Here is a 17,373-nt window from a genome sequence, read left to right on the forward strand (position 1 = left end):
ACCAACAGTCCGGTATTAATTATACTGGACTGTTGGTAATCTGAATAACTGGCCATCGTATACCACCAGTTCTTCAATATGATAGCTCCAATACCTGTATAATGGAGATTTTGCCAGGTATTTATCTGCTTCGGTTTTAGATTCTGCATTGATAGTGATCCATACCGTACGGGACTCCATACTCACCGCATAGCTGTCTACTATCTTTTTGTTGATTAAATAATTAATGTAGGTACGATGTGATGGAATAAGATTCATAAATGAGTCGTCCATCGTAAAGTGAATTACAGCCTGGAATTTTTTCATATCTTCTTTCTCCTTTCTTTATCGATTATCAGTGCCGGTCAAAGGTTAATCTTCTCCTTCTTCATAATCATAAGTACCTTCTGTACTATTATATACTTCCTGCCAGTCTTTCACTACATGGTCGCTTAACAGTTCTATGATGTCGAAAATAGGATCGGATTTTTTCTTCCATACCATTTCTTCAGTTTCGCCATACCTGTGCACATACATACAGTAGTCAGATACTACATGAATATGTACCATAGTAACGGGCGCATTTTCCTGTTCCTGGATCAAATAATAACATCCTGGCTCTAACAAAGCATACGAAAACATAATCTACTCCTTTTCTTTAAAAAATCAAAAACAAAATGCTTGGTCAGAACTTAACGGGTAGTTGAGAACTAATGGGATAGTAAATATAGAGTTAGTAGTAACGGGTAAAACAAAAGTAGGGAAAAATAGGATGCGGTTCCTTTGTTTCATGTTAGGGAACCGCAAAATTTATAAGCTGCCTTGTAAGGCGTTTATTTATAACGGGTTATATGTTATAAGCTGCTATATTTTCCAGTCAATTACCTGATTGGCCCATTCCTGGCGGAAGGGGGTGGTAATGCGGATGTAGTTATCGGTATAACCTTCCATCATGCCCTCTTTTTCGTGCCCTTCAAACAGCACTTTCCTGTTTTCTCCCGCATGTTGTGCAGTGAAATACTGCATTTTCATGTAAGACAGGTTGCGGAGGGATTTATTGCGGTCATTACGCACGTTTACAGGCACTACAGGGGTTATTTGCAAGGCTTGTGTGTTGGCGCGTTCGGAATAGGTAAATACGTGCAGGTAGCTTACATCCAGGGAATGCAGGAAATCGAATGTTTCTTTGAATTCTTCCTCCGTTTCTCCGGGGAAGCCTACAATGACGTCTACACCTATAGCGCAATGGGGCATCAATTGCTTGATTAAACCCACACGATCGGCATACAGCTCTCTTTTATACCGGCGGCGCATCAGGCCCAGTATTTTGTTGCTGCCGCTTTGTAACGGGATGTGGAAGTGAGGCATGAATTTGTCGCTGTTGGCCACAAATTCAATGATATCATTAGTAAGCAGGTTGGGCTCGATAGAAGAGATGCGATAGCGGTCTATACCTTCTACTTTATCCAGGGCTTTTACCAGGTCGAAAAAGTCTTCTTCGTTCTTTTTATTACCATCAGGGCCTTTGCCAAAATCGCCCAGGTTTACGCCGGTAAGCACAATCTCTTTTACACCACTGGTAGCCAGGTCGTGAGCGTGACGCAGCACGTTTTCAATACTGTCGCTACGGCTTTTACCACGTGCCATGGGAATGGTGCAGAACGAGCAGGTGTAGTCGCAGCCATCCTGTACTTTCAGGAAAGTGCGGGTGCGGTCGTTTAAAGAGTAGGAGGCGTTAAAACCGCTTACTTCTTCAATATCGCAGCTGCTGATTTTGGCAGAATCGCCTTTTACCAGCTCACGGATATGGGAGCCTATATTGAATTTTTCGGCAGCGCCCAGCACCAGGTCTACCCCAGGAATTTCGGATATTTCTTTGGGTTTCAGCTGTGCGTAACAGCCGGTGATCACCACCATGCTTTCGGGAGCACGGCGCTGAATACGGCGCACCAGCTGGCGGCATTCTTTATCGGCGTTGTCGGTAACAGAACAGGTGTTGATCACGTACACGTCGGCCGTGTCGTCAAATTCCTTTTTCTCAAAGCCATCCTTTTCCAGCATACGGGAAAGGGTGGAGGTTTCGGAGAAATTGAGTTTACAACCTAATGTGTGAAATGCTACTGAACGCCTCTTTTCCATAGCCGGCAAAGATACGTGTAAAGGGCCAATGGTGGCTACTGGTTGTATAGCTGTTCTATTGAATCACTAACCCGTTGAACTGTGCCTTGTTTAGGGAGAATATTGTGGTTTTGTCAAAATTTGATTCCTATTTTCAAATTTGATGGTTTTACGTTAGGTTTGCCAGTCTTTAAAAAAACCAAAACCGGTATGAATTTTAAAAGGGTTAATAATGTAACAGGCTGGGTGGTTTGCGCTATAGCCTGTATCGTTTACATTTTGACAGCAGAAGCTGCCGGCAGTTTATGGGACTGCGGCGAGTTTGTAAGTAGCTGTTTTAAAGTACAGATTCCGCACCCGCCAGGGGCGCCTTTATTTGTTTTGCTGGGCAGAATATTTATAGTGTTGTTTGGCGATAAGCCTGATATGGCTGCCAAAGGCGTTAACATGATGAGTGCGCTGGCCAGTGGTTTTACTATTTTATTCCTGTTTTGGTCTATTACACACTTTGCCCGCAAAATTGTTGTTGGTAAAGTAGTAGATGCTGCCAAAGAATTAACTACTGCACAACTGATCGGTATTATGGGCGCAGGCGCTGTAGGTGCACTGGCTTATACCTTTTCCGATTCATTCTGGTACAGTGCTGTAGAAGGTGAGGTGTACGCTATGTCCTCTTTCTTTACTGCGCTGGTATTCTGGGCTATATTGAAGTGGGATGCACAGGCCGATGAGCCGGGTGCTGACCGCTGGATTGTGTTTATCTTTTTTGCCATTGGCTTATCTATAGGTGTTCACTTGTTGAGCTTGCTGAACATCCCTGCGATTGTAATGGTGTACTATTTCCGCAGAAGAAGTTCGTTCAACTATACTCAGCTGCGTAAGTATTTTATGTGGTTTACTATTATAGGCGGCGTTGCTGCCTTTGTGCTGGCTTTTGCGGCTGGCCAATCGGAAGCGAATAGTGAACGCGGTGTAGCTGCCGATAGCACAATGGCTGGCCTGGTAATTCTGGGCGCTGCTGTTGCCATTGGTTTGTTATACCTGGTAGAGAAACTGAATCCCAAGACTAAAGAATACGCTGGTGGTACTTATATCTTCTTTATCATTGCCTGTGTGCTTACCGGCGTGGTACAGGTGGCAGTGATCCAGTATTCTGTGAAGGCGGCGGGTTACTTTGATATCTTCTTTGTAAACTCTTTAGGTCTTCCTTTTTCTTCCGGTTTTATTTTCTTCTTTATACTGGTAGGCGTGTTTGCGTGGTTTATGCTGCGTTATGCCAACAAAAAGGGCTGGGCTTACCTGCGTTTAGGTATCTGGTGTATGATCTTTACCCTGCTGGGGTATAGCACTTATGTAACTACCATGATCAGAAGTAGTGCCGATCCTTCTATTGACATGTATAACGTGGATAACCCGATGAGCCTTGTGGGTTACCTGGGGCGTGAGCAGTATGGTGATTTCCCGCTGTTATATGGTCAGAAATTCACAGCTCAGCCTGTTGATTATAAAGAAGGTGCTACCAAATACCAGAGAGCAGATGGTAAGTATGTTACCATTGGCAAGGATATGAAGTATGTGTATGCTCCGGAAGATAAAATGGTGTTTCCGCGTATGTGGGATGCCAGCAATGACCAGGGACATGCTGATTACTACGCCTATTTTATGGGTATTGGTAAAAACAAAGATGGTACTTATGAGCGTGCTCCGGATTTCCTGGATAACATCCGTTATTTCGCAGGATACCAGAATTACTTCATGTATCTGCGTTACTTCCTGTGGAACTTTAGTGGTAAGCAAAACGATGTGCAGGGTGTGTTTGCAGGTAACGTGCGCGATGGTAACTGGATCACCGGTATTGGTTTCATTGATAATATTATGTATGGCGATCAGAGCCTGATGCCAGACAGCATGAAGAATAACAAGGCGCACAATCGCTTGTTTGCGTTGCCTTTGATTTTAGGTTTACTGGGCTTATTCTTCCACTTCAGAAAACGTGGTGATGATGCACTGGTTACTATGCTGTTGTTCTTCTTTACCGGTTTTGCGATAGTAGTGTACCTGAACCAGGCTGGTTACCAGCCACGTGAGCGTGACTACGCCTATGTGGGTTCGTTCTACGCCTTTGCTATCTGGATTGGTTTGGGAGTGCTGAAGGTGCAGGAGTGGTTGACTAAAGCGGTGAACCAGAGCATGGCTGCAAGCCTGGCTACTGTGGTTTGTTTGCTGGCAGTACCTGCTGTGATGGCGCAGCAAGAGTGGGATGACCATGACAGAAGCAAGAAATTACTGGCTCCTGATCTGGCAAAAGACTACCTGAACAGCTGTGATACCAACGCCATTGTATTCACTTTTGGTGATAATGATACTTACCCGCTGTGGTATGCCCAGGAAGTAGAAGGTGTGCGCCCGGATATCCGTGTGATTAACACCAGCTTATTGGGTATTGACTGGTATATTAACCAGTTGCGTAACAAGGTGAATAGCAGCGACCCGATCGATGTTATTTTCACTGCTGATCAGATCGAGGGCAGAAAACGTGACTACGTGATGTTCCAGCCTAAGAGCAGCATTCCGGAAAACCGTTATTACGACCTGTACGACATGATGAAGAATTATGTAGGTAGTGATGATCCTAATAAAATGGTGAACCGCGGTGGTGGTGATATGTATAATTCATTCCCTGTTCATAAAGTATCTGTTCCGGTAGATCAGAATGTGGTAAGAACCAATGGTACTGTAAACGCCAATGACAGTGTGGTTTCTGAACTGCGTTTTGATATTCCTAAGAATGGTTTAATGAAGAACGACCTGGCATTACTGAACGTAATTGCTGCGAACAAGTGGAAGCGTCCTATTTACTTTACTAACCAGTATGGTGAGTTAGGATTTGGTCAGTACCTGCGTAAGGATGGTTTAACGTACCGTTTAATTCCTGTTCAGAACAGCTATATCAACACTGAATCGATGAAGGATAAGCTGATGAACAAGTTCAGATATGGCAGCGCGAATATTCCTGGTGTTTATTTCGACGAAGAAAACCGCAGACACCTGAACACAATCCGTCGTGCTTATGCTGAGCTGGCTTTAGATCTTTCTTTCAAAAACAGGAAGCCGGAAGCACGTGAAGTGTTGAAGAAAATAGACGATATGATGCTGAGTGGCAACTTTCCTTACGGTATGGTGTCAAGAGGTAACGAACATAACCGCTTGTCTATGATATTTCTGGAAAGCGCTTATCGTGCAGAAGATACCGAACTGGCAGCGAAAGTGTTAAAGAGCGTGCGTACCGATTTACAGCAGCAACTGAAATTTTACAACGGCCTTAGCGGTGTGAAAGCAGAAAATATGGATTACGACAGACGTAATACAGAAAGCATGCTGAACGACCTGAAACAGATGGAGCAAATGTATACCGGTAAAAAAGAAGGCGCTGGTATAGGAGGCCCTGAGGGTCCGAAAACATTGGCTAATCCTGATTCTGTTCCCCAATAATCATAAGTATTTAGCTTATAAAGAGAAGGCCTGCGTTTTGCAGGCCTTTTTTTATGTTATGGTTTCTTAACGAAGCGTTGTTGCAACTATTACTTTATTTTTTTGTAGATTACAGTCATGTTAGGGCACAGATTTGAACATTTTGATCCCCGTGCGAATGGTAAGACCCGTTTTGAACAGCTGCTGGATGTTTTTATGCAGCTGTTAACGTACACCAGCGGAGATGTAGCAGAAGCACTGCAGTGGATGAATGAGCTGGACAAGCAGTATCAATTAACAGATCAGGAGTATGGTATGGGGGACTTCATTGATGACCTCCGAAATAATGGTTACATCAAGGATGATACTAATGATGGCCGCATGGTGATTACTCCCAAATCGGAACAAAGTATACGGAAGCAAAGCCTGGAAGAGATTTTCGGGAAACTGAAAAAAAGCAAACAGGGCGACCATACTACTTTTAAACCGGGTGGGGGCGATGAAGCGAGTCCGGATTTACGTCCTTTTCGCTTTGGCGATATGCTGGAGCAGATTGATTTTACGGAAAGCATCCGTAATGCGCAGATTAACCACGGTGTTGAAGCTTTCCATATGCACGAAGACGACCTGCAGATCCGGGAAACCGATTTGAAGGTGCAGACTTCTACTGTGCTGATGATTGATATTTCGCATTCCATGATCCTGTATGGCGAAGACCGTATTACCCCTGCGAAGAAGGTGGCTATGGCTTTGAGCGAACTGATCACTACCCGGTATCCTAAAGACACACTGGATATTGTGGTGTTTGGTAATGATGCGTGGCCGGTGGCCATTAAAGACCTTCCCTATTTACAGGTAGGACCTTATCATACCAACACGGTGGCAGGGCTGGAGCTGGCCATGGATATTTTGCGCAGGAGAAAAAATGCGAACAAGCAGATATTTATGATCACCGATGGTAAGCCTACCTGTTTAAAGGTGGGTGGCCGTTATTATAAAAACAGTTTTGGACTGGACCGGAAAATAACCAACCGTTGTATTAACCTGGCCGCCCAGTGCAAAAAACTGAAAATACCTATTACCACGTTTATGATCGCTTCAGACCCTTACCTGCAAAGCTTTGTAAATGAGTTTACAGAGATGAACCACGGGAAGGCCTTTTTTGCTTCACTGGATAAACTGGGGTCTTTTATTTTCAAAGATTTTGAAAGTGGTAAGCGTAAGACCCTGTATTAACGTTTGCACGCCTGATATTTTAGCATTGCTGAAAAAGATAATTGAATGAACATAGCGAAGATTACAACTTTAGGAGAGCTGAAGAAGAGTGGGTATAAGCCTTTAAGTGTAAAGGAAGAGATCAGGAAAAACCTGATCACCCGCATAAAGAACAAGGAAAATCCTTTTACAGGGATTATGGGGTATGAGGATACCGTTATTCCTGATACAGAGCGTGCTTTGTTAAGCCGTCATAATATTCTGTACCTGGGCCTTCGCGGACAGGCTAAAACACGTATGGCGCGCCAGATGGTGGAGTTGCTGGACGAGTATGTGCCTGTGGTGGCAGGTAGCGAGGTAAATGACGATCCCTTACGTCCGTTAAGTAAGTACTCCAGGGATCTGATAGCGGAGTATGGCGATGCAACACCGGTTACCTGGTGGCACCGGAGCGAGCGTTATGGCGAGAAGCTGGCTACGCCGGATGTGAGTGTAGCGGATTTGATAGGGGATGTGGATCCTATTAAGGCGGCTAACCTGCGTTTGAGTTTTGCAGATGAGCAGGTAATTCACTACGGCATTATCCCGCGTAGCAACCGTGGCATATTTGTGATTAACGAGCTGCCCGATTTGCAGGCGCGCATACAGGTGTCGCTGTTTAATATTTTACAGGAGGGCGATATACAGATACGGGGCTTTAAGCTGCGTATGCCGCTGGATATACAGTTTGTGTTTACGGCCAACCCGGAAGATTATACCAACCGTGGCAGCATTGTAACACCTTTAAAAGACCGTATTGAAAGCCAGATTTTAACGCACTATCCCAAAACGATAGAAACGGCGCTGTCTATTACAGAGCAGGAAGCGGATATTTTACCAGAGCAGCAGGATGTTATTGATATAAGTGACCTGGTGAAGCGTTTGATTGAGCAGGTGGCTTTTGAAGCAAGGAGTAATGAATACGTAGATAAGAAGAGTGGGGTAAGCGCCCGCCTTACTATTGCGGCTTACGAGAACGCCGTGAGCAGTGCCGAGCGCAGGGCTATTATTCACAACGAACCGAAAACACAGATATGGATCAGTGACCTGGTGGGCATTATCCCTGCCATTACTGGTAAAATTGAGCTGGTGTATGAAGGGGAGCAGGAAGGTCCGTACCAGGTGGCTGTGAACCTGCTGGACAGGGCTATCCGCTCGCAGTTTGTGACCTACTTCCCCGATCCGGAAAAGGTGAAGAAGAAAAAGCCTACCGGCAAAAAATCGCAGGAAGCCAAAGTAGAGGAAAACCCTTACAGAAGCATTATCAACTGGTTTGACAGTGGTAATTCTATTGATGTGCTGGTGGATATGAAAGATGCGGAGAAGATTGCAGCCTTATACCAGGTAGATGGTTTGTATGCTTTTGTGAAGCGCTTTTTCCCGCAGGCCAATGAGAAAGAAGGGGCTTTGCTGATGGAGTTTGTGCTGCATGGCCTTTCTGCTTATTCACTAATAAGCAAGAAGGTGATTGATGGCCGTATCCAGTTTAAAGACCTGATTGGCAGTATGATGAACTTCGGCCAAATGAACTTTGAAGAGGACGATTTGACCGAAGACGATCTGAACTAGATAATATTTACTTCTCTTTCCAGCGTAATACCAAACTGTTGGTTTACGCTGGAAATAATTTCTTCTGACAGCTGGAATATTTCATTGCCTGTAGCGTTGGCATAGTTTACCAGCACCAATGGTTGTTTACTGTGGCAGCCTGCATCTCCTTTACGATATCCTTTCCATCCGCATTGTTCTATTAACCAGGCGGCCGGTATCTTTTCCCATGCCTGCCCATTGCTATCGGGCGCTACTGCATAGTGCGGTATAGTGGCGTGTTGCTGTTGCAATGCCCGGAATTGTGTTTGCGGTATAGTTGGGTTTTTGAAAAAGCTACCAGCATTACCCACTTCCGCGGGGTTGGGCAGTTTGCTGCTGCGGATGTTGATAACGGCCTGTGCAATGGCTGCAATGTTTAACTGTTGTGAACCCATAGCTGCCAGCTCCTGTTCAATAGCACCATAGGAGGTATGATACACAGGTTGCTTGTTCAGGCGATAGGTAACATTGAGTATAATAAACTGGCCTTTGTATTTGTTTTTGAAAACACTTTCGCGGTAGCCGAAGTTGCACTCGGTATGGTGAAAGGTAACTACCGATTGACTTTCGATATGCAGTGCTTCCAGCGATTCGCACACGTCTTTTATCTCTACGCCATACGCGCCAATGTTTTGCATGGGCGAAGCGCCTACACAACCGGGAATAAGGCTGAGGTTTTCCAGGCCTGCGTAATTGTGTTGTATACAGTATTGTACAAACCGGTGCCAGTTTTCGCCGCCCCAGGCTTTGATGTAGTAATGGTTTGCATCCTCTTTTACCAGCTCAATGCCTTTGAGTTCGTTTTTAATTACCAGCCCGTTATAGTTTTGGGTGAACAGCATGTTGCTGCCACCGCCCAGCACCAGCAGGTTTTGCTGGCCTGCCTGGTGGCTATAAATCAGTAATTCTTTCAGTTGTTCAACAGTGCTGAATGCTGCAAAATAGCGTGCGGTGGCAGCAATGCCAAAGGTGTTGAAAGGCTTTAATTCTTTGTTTTCCTGTATAGATGATGTAAGCATGATCATGAATGTGTTTATAGTTTACACAGGGTCAATATCGGGTATGATGTGCACGCTGCTGTATCTTTTGGTAGCGTTGATGATAGTGATCTGTTGCGCTATCTGTAGCTTGCATTGCTGTATTAACGGCGCTTTCCGGGGCAGCTTTATCAGCAGCTCGGAAAGGTATTGGTTACGGATGCGGTTGACTACGGGGTTGGCGGGGCCGAATACGTAAGGGCCAAAATCTTTTTTCAGGCCATTGACCATATGCTGTGCGGCTTCTTCGGCAATCAGCTGGTCCTTGTGTTTAAAAATCACCTGTATAATACGGGCAAACGGTGGATAGAAGAAGCGTTGCCTGTTTTCCATTTCGTATTGAAACAGTTGCTGGTAGTTGTGTTGCTGCACAAAGCCGAGTACCGGATGTTCGGTATTGCTTACCTGTATCATTACTTTACCCAGCCCGTCTTTACGGCCTGCGCGGCCGCTTACTTGTTCCATCAGCTGGTAAGCGCGTTCGTTCACGCGAAAATCGGCAAAGTTTAAAATGCCATCTGCATCTAAAATGCCTACGAGGTTTACGTGTTCAAAGTCCAGGCCTTTAACCACCATCTGGGTGCCTACCAGGATGTCTATTTTCTGTTGTTCAAACAGTTTAATCAGGTTGTCGTGATCGTGCTTGCCTTTTACGCTATCATAATCCATACGGGCTGTTCTGGCATCGGGAAAAGCTTCTGTAATCATTTCCTCGATCTTTTCGGTGCCAAAGTTCTTCTGAATAAAGCGGTTGCTGCCACAGGCAGAACAGGTGTATATTACCGGGTAGGTAGTGCCACAGTAGTGACAGGCCAGTTTGTTTTTAGACTTATGATAGGTGAGGGTTACATCACAGTTTTTACACTGGGGTATCCAACCGCATACGCCGCATATCTGGTAAGGTGAATAGCCGCGCCGGTTCTGGAACAGAATGATCTGTTTTTTATCGTGCAGCGACTGTGTGATAGCCTGGTGCAGTTCGGGCGTGAGCATTACTTTGGAATGATCTTTTTTGATCACTCTTTTTACATCTACTATTTCAATTTGCGGCATGGCTACATTGCCATAGCGTTCCATCAGCTGTACCAGGCCGTATTTGCCTTGCTGTGCATTGGTATAGCTTTCTATGGAAGGGGTGGCAGAGCCGAGTAATACCTTTGCCTGAAACAGGGATGCGTAATAGATAGCGGCATCCCGTGCGTGGTAGCGTGGTGCTGGCTCCTGCTGCTTATAGGAGGAGTCATGCTCTTCATCGGCAATGATCAAACCCAGATCGCGAAAGGGCAGGAACACGGCAGAGCGTGCGCCCAGTACAATACGGGCTTCCCCGCTTTTTACCTTATTCCATATTTCTACCCGTTCGTTGGGGTTGAATTTGGAATGATAGATAGAGATGTTACCGCCAAAATGCTTTTGCAGGCGGCGTATGATTTGTGTGGTTAAAGCTATTTCGGGCAGCATGTATAGTACCTGCTTGCCCTTGCGTATAAAGGCTTCGATGAGTTTTACGTATACCTGTGTTTTGCCACTGGCGGTTACGCCATGCAGCAGGCATACCTGTTTTTCATCGAACAATGTTTCAATCTTCTCTGCCGCCTGTTGCTGCAGGGGCGACAGTTCAAAATCAATGATAACATCTTTGGGCAAAGAGCCGATGCGATCCACTGCGCGCTTTTCGGTACGAAGTATATTTTTTTCTACCAGCCCTTTTAACTGTGCAGCGGTGGCGCCTGATTTCTTTAACAGCTCTGGTTGGGATACTTCGCCTTGTGTACGTTGCAGGTGTATATAAGCCATCAGCAACTCCATTTGCTTAGGTGCCTTGTACTGTTGCCAGTTATTCAGCAAATCGGCCAGCGCTTCTTCTTTATGATAGGCGGGTTGCAGAATAACATAGGTCTCTTTTTTCTCCTTGTACTTCTCTTTCAGTTCTTCCCATACCAGGCATACCTGTTTTTCTATCAGGCGTTTGATAACAGGGTATACATGGGAAGCGTCCAGTATTTGTTGTACCTCATTCAGGCGCAGTTCCTTTTTCAGGTTGAGGGCTTCGGCTACCATAAACTCCTCATCGTCCAGCTCTATCATTTCATCCTCATAGCTGTCGTTCCACATCAGTACGGTTTCGCTGCTGAGTTTGAGGTTGGAAGGGATGGCGGCCTGCATTACTTCGCCTTCGGTACACATGTAATAGTCGGCAATCCATTCCCAGAAAGCTAATTGCTCGGGGTGCAGTAACGGCACATCGTCCAGCACATTGAGAATGGGTTTGGGATTAAATGCTTCGGGCTTTTCGGTAAACGTTTTTTTTACCAGGCCGGCGTATTTTTTATTCTTTCCCAATACTACCTCTACACGTATACCAGGTTGTACTGCTTCCTTCAAATGATCGGGCACTGCCCAGGTAAAGTTTTTAGGCAGGGCAAGAGGAATAAGTACCTCTGCAAACAGGGTATAGGTGTGATTGGTGAATAACTGATTGGGAGAATGAGTATTCATGATTAATGGGCTAAGATACGGCTGTTAACGCAGCAATTGCTTTAATGTGCTGATGTATTTGGCCGTAAACTGCCTGCGTCGCTGGAAGCCGGCTGCCATTGAGGTTTCGTGTCCGTGCCTGCGCCTGTTAAACAGTTTGGGATGTTGTATCTGTTGGCTGGAATAGATGCTGATATGGCCACTGCTGAGGTAGGCTGCACCACAGGCAATGGCAAAGTAAAAGGTATAATACGGGCCAAAGAGTTCTATGCCCATGATGGTGCAGGCGATGGGGGTGTTGGTAGCACCGGCAAATACAGCAATAAAACCGAGTGCGGCCATGAGATCTACCGGCACGCCGAGAAGACTGCCCAGTACGCTGCCCAGGGTAGCCCCGATAAAGAACAAGGGAGTTACTTCGCCACCTTTCATGCCACAGGATAAAGTGATAGCGGTAAACAACAGCTTCCACCACCAGCTGAGCCAGGGGGCGTGGGCGGGGCCAAATGCTCCGACAATAGAGATTCCGGTTACTTTGGGTGGTTTTTGCACCCCCAGCCCCAGGTAATCGTCGGTTTGCAACAGCCAGGTAAGCGCAATAATCATAACACCACCCACGGCTGGTATCAGCCATTTTACCGGTATGCGTTGAAACAGGTATTTGAATCCGTGGGTAAGCTCAGCAAACAGGAAAGCGGTGAAACCGAACAGGATGCCTGCGCCCGCTACTTTGAATATGAGCCAGCCGTTGATACGTGTGACTATGGAAGATATATGGTAATGGGTGTGGTGGATATGGTATAGCGAGCATACAAAATCTGCCAGGAATGCTGCTACCAGGCAAGGTATCAATGGACTAAAGGTAAAGCTGCCCAGCGCCAGCACTTCCACAGCGAAGATGGTGCCGGCGAAGGGAGTGCCAAACACAGCACCGAAACCCGCTGCAATACCGGCCATTAGTAACACCTGTTTATTAATGACATGGTTGCTAAACCATTGGCTTACCAGGGATGCGGTGCTGCCACCTATTTGTACGGCAGTGCCTTCACGGCCGGCTGAGCCACCGAATAAGTGGGTAATGATAGTGCCTGCCAGCACCAGCGGAGCCATGCGACGGGGAACGCCTCCACCCGGAGCATGTATTTCTTCTATAATAAGGTTATTGCCTTTTTCACTGTTTTTGCCCCATAGCTGGTAGAGGTAATATACCAGTATGCCACCCAGGGGCAGCAGATATAACAGCCAGGGATGTTGAAAGCGGAAGTGGGTTACCGTATCCAGTAACCATAAAAACAAGGCGATAACAGAGCCGGTGATTGCGGATAAAAGGAGTAATGCCAGGGAATGTAAGAGTAGCTTTTTTAACACGTCTGCAAATGTTTACTGTTCAATAAATAGTTTATTGTTATTGCAGGCGCCATCGTCCCTCTGGTTAGGGCGGTTGATAAGGCGGAGCACCATCGCCTTACTGCGAAGGTAGGCTCCATTGCGCAATGAGCCACAATAAATACTATAAAGGACAGTTTTCGTGGTAGTTAATGAGTTCGATAGGAGCGTATTCCATTTCAAAGCCCTGGCAGGTAACCAGTATTTCGTCTAACACCGCTTCTATCTCTTCCGGTTCGGTTAATACCACCAGCCTGTTGCGGTATTCTTTCATGTTAGGAATGCCTTTGAGGTATTTGGAATATTGCTGTCGCATTTCAAAAATACCTGTTACAGGGCCTTTCCATTCCAGCGACTTGCGCAGGTGTTTACGGCATACTGCCACGCGTTCTTCTACGGTAGGGGCAGGTGGCATTTCGCCGGTTTGCAGGTAGTGTTTTATCTCGCGGAATATCCACGGATAACCTATCGTGGCACGGCCTATCATAATGCCATCTACACCATAGCGGTTTTTATATTCCAGCGCTTTTTGCGGGCTGTCGATATCACCGTTGCCAAAGATGGGGATATGAATGCGGGGATTGTTTTTGATTTTACCAATTAAGGTCCAGTCTGCTTCGCCTTTATACATCTGGCTGCGGGTGCGGCCGTGAATGGTGAGGGCTTTAATGCCCACGTCCTGCAGCCTTTCTGCCACCTCTTCAATGTTTTTGCTGTCTTCATCCCAACCCAACCGTGTTTTTACGGTTACGGGCAGGCGGGTGGCTTTTACACAGGAATCGGTAAGACGCACCATCAGGTCCAGGTCTTTTAACACACCTGCTCCTGCTCCTTTACCTGCTACCTTTTTTACCGGGCAGCCGTAGTTGATATCCAGCAGATCGGGGTTGGTGGTTTCTACAATACGGGAAGCTATAGCAATGCTTTCTTCATCGCCGCCAAACAATTGTATGCCTATAGGTTGTTCATAATCAAAGATATCCAGCTTCCTGCGCATCTTGATAGCATCGCGTATAAGGCCGGCGCAGGAAATGAATTCGGTATACAGCAGATCTGCACCATTGTCTTTACAAACGGCCCGGAATGGCGGATCGGTTACATCTTCCATGGGGGCGAGTAAAAGGGGGAAATCCGGCAGTTCTATGTTATCAATCTTTACCACTATGACTATGAATAAGTGTGCAAAGGTAAAATTGTATTCTGGTTTTATTGCTATTGTGTACCGGAAGGAGTACCTGCCCGTTTAATTTTAACAAACAACGGAGTTAACAGGCTGTATAACAGCCAGGTAAGTGGTATGGCTACCAGCAACCAGGCGATTAATGCGTATAGGGTTGACCACCAAAGTGTGCTAATGGCCCGGAGCAGGTTGGATTTAAACAACTGAAACACCTGCGACACGGAAAGTAACAGGGCTTTTTTATGAAACAACCACTCCCCGGCGCGGATAAGGGGAATGTATAGTATAAATTGAAGCGGATAGGCAAACTGGTTTACCAATAAAATGGCGCCCGGGTTAAGCCGGAACAGCGGAATAACTGCCAGGCAAACCAGCGTAGTGGCTCCAAAAACGGGGATGGTGGCAATGGTAATGCCGAGGCTTACTGCCAGGGCTAGTTTGCCTGGTGTTACTCCCTGTTTTAACAGGGCAAGTAAGGGAGTAACCAGTTTTGTTTGCAGGAAAGTTTTCATTAAGGGCCTTTATCTGGGTATACTAATGTTACCACGGAATTGCTGCCCTCATCATCTGTGATATTCGATTTGCCTTCGTAGTTGGTAATACGCCTGGTAAGGATGTTATAGTTAACAATAATAGGGGGTGCTATCCAGCGCAATAAGGCGCTGTTAGGTTCTATTCTTATTTTTACTTCGGTGGATGTGGCGGCTATTTTACAGGCGCGCAGGTTATAGTAGTTTAATCGTGCGGGTACTACAAAATTGAACACTACGGCCTGGTTTTGCATCAGCTGGCTCCAATGATCTTTAATAAACTGGTTAAAGCCACCATCTATTACCATAGGAGCATTCAGCGTGATTACCTTTTCTTTGATGGAAGCTGTTTTGTCTTTACGAACAAACATACGTGCCTGGTAGCCGGTAACCGCTACGCCTTCCATATAGCCTGTGCGAAGGTCTTCTGTTTTAAAAGAAGGCGTGTAAAGTGAATTGCTGAAATCCAGTGTACGTGTAGCTATCAGCTGATTAGACTGGCTGTAATAGCTGGTTTGTGTTTCTGTATGTTTATTGTTAATGTATTTTTCTGTGTTTTGCTCTTTATACACCAGGCTTTGTGTTCCTGGCTTATAAGCATAGCCAGTGTAGGCATCTGTTTTTGTATTGACTTGTGCTGAAACGAAGGCCGGTATTGCATTTGCCAGTATACTTATCCATAACATGCGAAGTTGTGTCATCGGGTTGATTTTGTATACCAGCACATACGGGTAATTGATTGTTTGAGGTTTGAATCAGGCCGGAAATTTTTTAAGTTGCTGTATATCAAATATCCACTCTGGTGTGTATAGTTTGCTATTAGTGGTTTCAACAAGGTACCAGGGTGAGTTGTGTATGCCCGGGTTTTGCAAAATATGAATCTCCTGTGCGGGCATATAGCTTTGTGCCAGCAGAAATATTTTTTGGCCGGTAGCGGGATTCCAGGCTACATCAGTTACCAGAACTGCATGACCGGGCGAGCCGCCTTTAATAAATACATAACCGGGTTGAATACTATTCCATCCTTCGGTAACCGGAACCAGGTCGCTATTAAGCGAAAGAGTGCTGGCATAGGCAAATACGGTTTGCAGGTAATTGTTCAGGCAGGTGTGTGTGCTGCAGGGAGTGGCGTTGAGTTGTTTCTGTAGCTTATTATGCTTTTCATAAAAGCGGTAGCCTTTCATCCAGCTGGTAAAGTCCATGCTGGTGCCATCGAGCGAACTAAAGGCAATGCGGTGATATTGTTTACGGGAATACTGGTATTCGGCATAGATGCGCATAACCGCATCGGCACATTGTTGTAAGTCTTTATTGCCAACAGGAATATCCAGTACGGCAAACTGTGCGGTTTGATTGGCTTTTTTGGTTCCATTATATAGGTACACTGTTTTATCTGCTTTCAAGGGTAACCGGCGCAGGTAAGCACCAAACGAGCCTTCGGGTTGAGATATGCGTACAAAGCCTTCGGGTAGTGGAATATCGTGAATGGTTGAAAGGGGCTTGGTTTGTTGTATTATTTTGGGAGGAGGGGCTATTTGTTTGGTGTGGTGATGAATAAGCATAAAAGCACTACTGCCTATGAGCAGCATAGGAATAAACAGGTATCTCATATTATTGGCTTTTCCTGTTAGATGCAGTAGCCTGAATATTCCATACACATTCTTTTAAAAAATACCTTCTATCTGTACATGGGCATTATTGAAGAGGAAAGTATCGCCTGCTTTCTTTTGTAATAGCTGGCGGGTAATGGGTGCATCGGCAGAAAGGAAGAAGATGGTTTGACCGTTGATGGCTCTTTTACCCAACCCAATGGCTATGAAAAAAGAGAAGTCTTTACATTGGATATACGCGCCGCTTGCAGGGGCAGCGTATATGTTGCTGGTGTTGACGGCATGCAGTGCTGCCATTTCCTGCGTATTTTGTGCCAGCTGGCGGCTATGCATATCTTTTTCCAGGTGGTTCATGGCACGGGATGTTTCGTACTTATCGCCGGCAGAACTTTTTTCTTCGCTGTTGGCGCTTTGCTGGGCCTGTTCAATTTTCTCCTGTATGGCTTGAATGCGTTGTGTCAGCTGCTCTTCGCAGTATTGTTTCAGGCTGTGTTTAAACGCAATTTGTTCCTCCCGTGTCATAGTAAATACTAATGTAGGTGTTTTGCAGGCTTTTATGTTATTATTCTTCAACAGGCCGGAAGGTTTGCTGAAGAATAATAACAGCCCGCATTATTTCCGGAAGCGACTGTATTTTTTGCGTGCAGTGGGTGGATGTTTCGGTAAGACGTTTTCTATAGTATGGGAGATATTAAAAATATGGCCACCCCTAATGGATAGTTAGGTGGCCATTTTACAGG

14 protein-coding genes and 1 riboswitch are annotated in these 17,373 nt (G+C 45.7%); of the genes, 3 read left to right on the top strand and 11 right to left on the bottom strand.

The genetic code is table 11. The features are described from left to right. Positions 1-15: 15 nt before the first annotated feature. From FLA_RS06170 to mtaB, 3 genes are all read right to left on the bottom strand, one after another. The gene (locus tag FLA_RS06170; protein ID WP_076380120.1) at positions 16-306 is read right to left on the bottom strand and encodes a hypothetical protein; all 291 of its coding nucleotides are present in this window, start codon (positions 304-306) and stop codon (positions 16-18) included. Positions 307-351: 45 nt separating this feature from the next. Beyond that, entirely contained in the window at positions 352-621 is a 270-nt protein-coding gene (locus FLA_RS06175) for a hypothetical protein (RefSeq protein WP_076380119.1), read from the bottom strand. A gap of 222 nt (positions 622-843) precedes the next feature. Continuing rightward, on the bottom strand, positions 844-2,118 hold the full coding sequence (gene mtaB / locus FLA_RS06180) for a tRNA (N(6)-L-threonylcarbamoyladenosine(37)-C(2))-methylthiotransferase MtaB (protein ID WP_076380118.1): 1,275 nt from the start codon (positions 2,116-2,118) through the stop codon (positions 844-846). A 189-nt stretch (positions 2,119-2,307) separates the two neighbouring features. Between mtaB and FLA_RS06185 the strand changes: the two genes are divergently transcribed. The 3 genes from FLA_RS06185 (at position 2,308) to FLA_RS06195 (ending at position 8,391) form a co-directional block, all read left to right on the top strand. After that, positions 2,308-5,589, top strand: a complete 3,282-nt coding sequence (locus FLA_RS06185) for a glycosyltransferase family 117 protein (protein ID WP_076380224.1) — start codon at positions 2,308-2,310, stop codon at positions 5,587-5,589. A 117-nt stretch (positions 5,590-5,706) separates the two neighbouring features. Further along, positions 5,707-6,804 (top strand): vWA domain-containing protein, encoded by a 1,098-nt coding sequence (locus tag FLA_RS06190; protein WP_076380117.1) that lies wholly within the window; start codon positions 5,707-5,709, stop codon positions 6,802-6,804. Between the two features lie 45 nt (positions 6,805-6,849). Then, positions 6,850-8,391, top strand: a complete 1,542-nt coding sequence (locus tag FLA_RS06195) for a sigma 54-interacting transcriptional regulator (protein WP_076380116.1) — start codon at positions 6,850-6,852, stop codon at positions 8,389-8,391. Here FLA_RS06195 and murB read toward each other — a convergent pair. The 8 genes from murB to FLA_RS06235 all read right to left on the bottom strand — a co-directional run bounded on the left by murB (position 8,388) and on the right by FLA_RS06235 (position 17,206). Then, positions 8,388-9,431 (bottom strand): UDP-N-acetylmuramate dehydrogenase, encoded by a 1,044-nt coding sequence (gene murB, locus FLA_RS06200; RefSeq protein WP_076380223.1) that lies wholly within the window; start codon positions 9,429-9,431, stop codon positions 8,388-8,390. The genes FLA_RS06195 and murB overlap by 4 nt on opposite strands. Positions 9,432-9,452: 21 nt before the next feature. Beyond that, entirely contained in the window at positions 9,453-11,948 is a 2,496-nt protein-coding gene (gene priA / locus FLA_RS06205) for a replication restart helicase PriA (protein ID WP_076380115.1), read from the bottom strand. Positions 11,949-11,972: 24 nt separating this feature from the next. Then, positions 11,973-13,295, bottom strand: coding sequence for a voltage-gated chloride channel family protein (locus FLA_RS06210; RefSeq protein ID WP_076380114.1), 1,323 nt, complete (start codon positions 13,293-13,295; stop codon positions 11,973-11,975). Positions 13,296-13,331: 36 nt separating this feature from the next. Then, positions 13,332-13,401, bottom strand: a riboswitch (Fluoride riboswitch). A gap of 36 nt (positions 13,402-13,437) precedes the next feature. Further along, the gene (gene dusB, locus FLA_RS06215) at positions 13,438-14,475 is read right to left on the bottom strand and encodes a tRNA dihydrouridine synthase DusB (protein ID WP_076380113.1); all 1,038 of its coding nucleotides are present in this window, start codon (positions 14,473-14,475) and stop codon (positions 13,438-13,440) included. 50 nt (positions 14,476-14,525) lie between these two features. Further along, entirely contained in the window at positions 14,526-15,005 is a 480-nt protein-coding gene (locus FLA_RS06220) for a DUF2062 domain-containing protein (protein WP_076380112.1), read from the bottom strand. Beyond that, the gene (locus tag FLA_RS06225; protein WP_096510792.1) at positions 15,005-15,724 is read right to left on the bottom strand and encodes a hypothetical protein; all 720 of its coding nucleotides are present in this window, start codon (positions 15,722-15,724) and stop codon (positions 15,005-15,007) included. Before FLA_RS06225 ends, FLA_RS06220 begins: the two co-directional genes overlap by 1 nt. 54 nt (positions 15,725-15,778) lie before the next feature. Then, on the bottom strand, positions 15,779-16,633 hold the full coding sequence (locus FLA_RS06230) for a DUF4846 domain-containing protein (RefSeq protein ID WP_076380110.1): 855 nt from the start codon (positions 16,631-16,633) through the stop codon (positions 15,779-15,781). Between the two features lie 54 nt (positions 16,634-16,687). Beyond that, positions 16,688-17,206 carry a hypothetical protein gene (locus FLA_RS06235; RefSeq protein WP_231940401.1) on the bottom strand — a complete coding sequence of 173 codons (519 nt, stop codon included), beginning with the start codon at positions 17,204-17,206 and terminating at the stop codon, positions 16,688-16,690. Positions 17,207-17,373: the final 167 nt, after the last annotated feature.

Source organism: Filimonas lacunae (assembly GCF_002355595.1).
Taxonomy (GTDB): domain Bacteria; phylum Bacteroidota; class Bacteroidia; order Chitinophagales; family Chitinophagaceae; genus Filimonas; species Filimonas lacunae.

Coding starts and splice junctions, on each gene's coding strand:
- priA (WP_076380115.1), bottom strand. CDS start 11,948: ATGAATACTCATTCTCCCAATCAGTTATTCACCAATCACACCTATACC.
- FLA_RS06185 (WP_076380224.1), top strand. CDS start 2,308: ATGAATTTTAAAAGGGTTAATAATGTAACAGGCTGGGTGGTTTGCGCT.
- mtaB (WP_076380118.1), bottom strand. CDS start 2,118: ATGGAAAAGAGGCGTTCAGTAGCATTTCACACATTAGGTTGTAAACTC.
- FLA_RS06170 (WP_076380120.1), bottom strand. CDS start 306: ATGAAAAAATTCCAGGCTGTAATTCACTTTACGATGGACGACTCATTT.
- murB (WP_076380223.1), bottom strand. CDS start 9,431: ATGCTTACATCATCTATACAGGAAAACAAAGAATTAAAGCCTTTCAAC.
- FLA_RS06190 (WP_076380117.1), top strand. CDS start 5,707: ATGTTAGGGCACAGATTTGAACATTTTGATCCCCGTGCGAATGGTAAG.
- FLA_RS06225 (WP_096510792.1), bottom strand. CDS start 15,724: ATGACACAACTTCGCATGTTATGGATAAGTATACTGGCAAATGCAATA.
- FLA_RS06230 (WP_076380110.1), bottom strand. CDS start 16,633: ATGAGATACCTGTTTATTCCTATGCTGCTCATAGGCAGTAGTGCTTTT.
- FLA_RS06195 (WP_076380116.1), top strand. CDS start 6,850: ATGAACATAGCGAAGATTACAACTTTAGGAGAGCTGAAGAAGAGTGGG.
- FLA_RS06175 (WP_076380119.1), bottom strand. CDS start 621: ATGTTTTCGTATGCTTTGTTAGAGCCAGGATGTTATTATTTGATCCAG.
- FLA_RS06220 (WP_076380112.1), bottom strand. CDS start 15,005: ATGAAAACTTTCCTGCAAACAAAACTGGTTACTCCCTTACTTGCCCTG.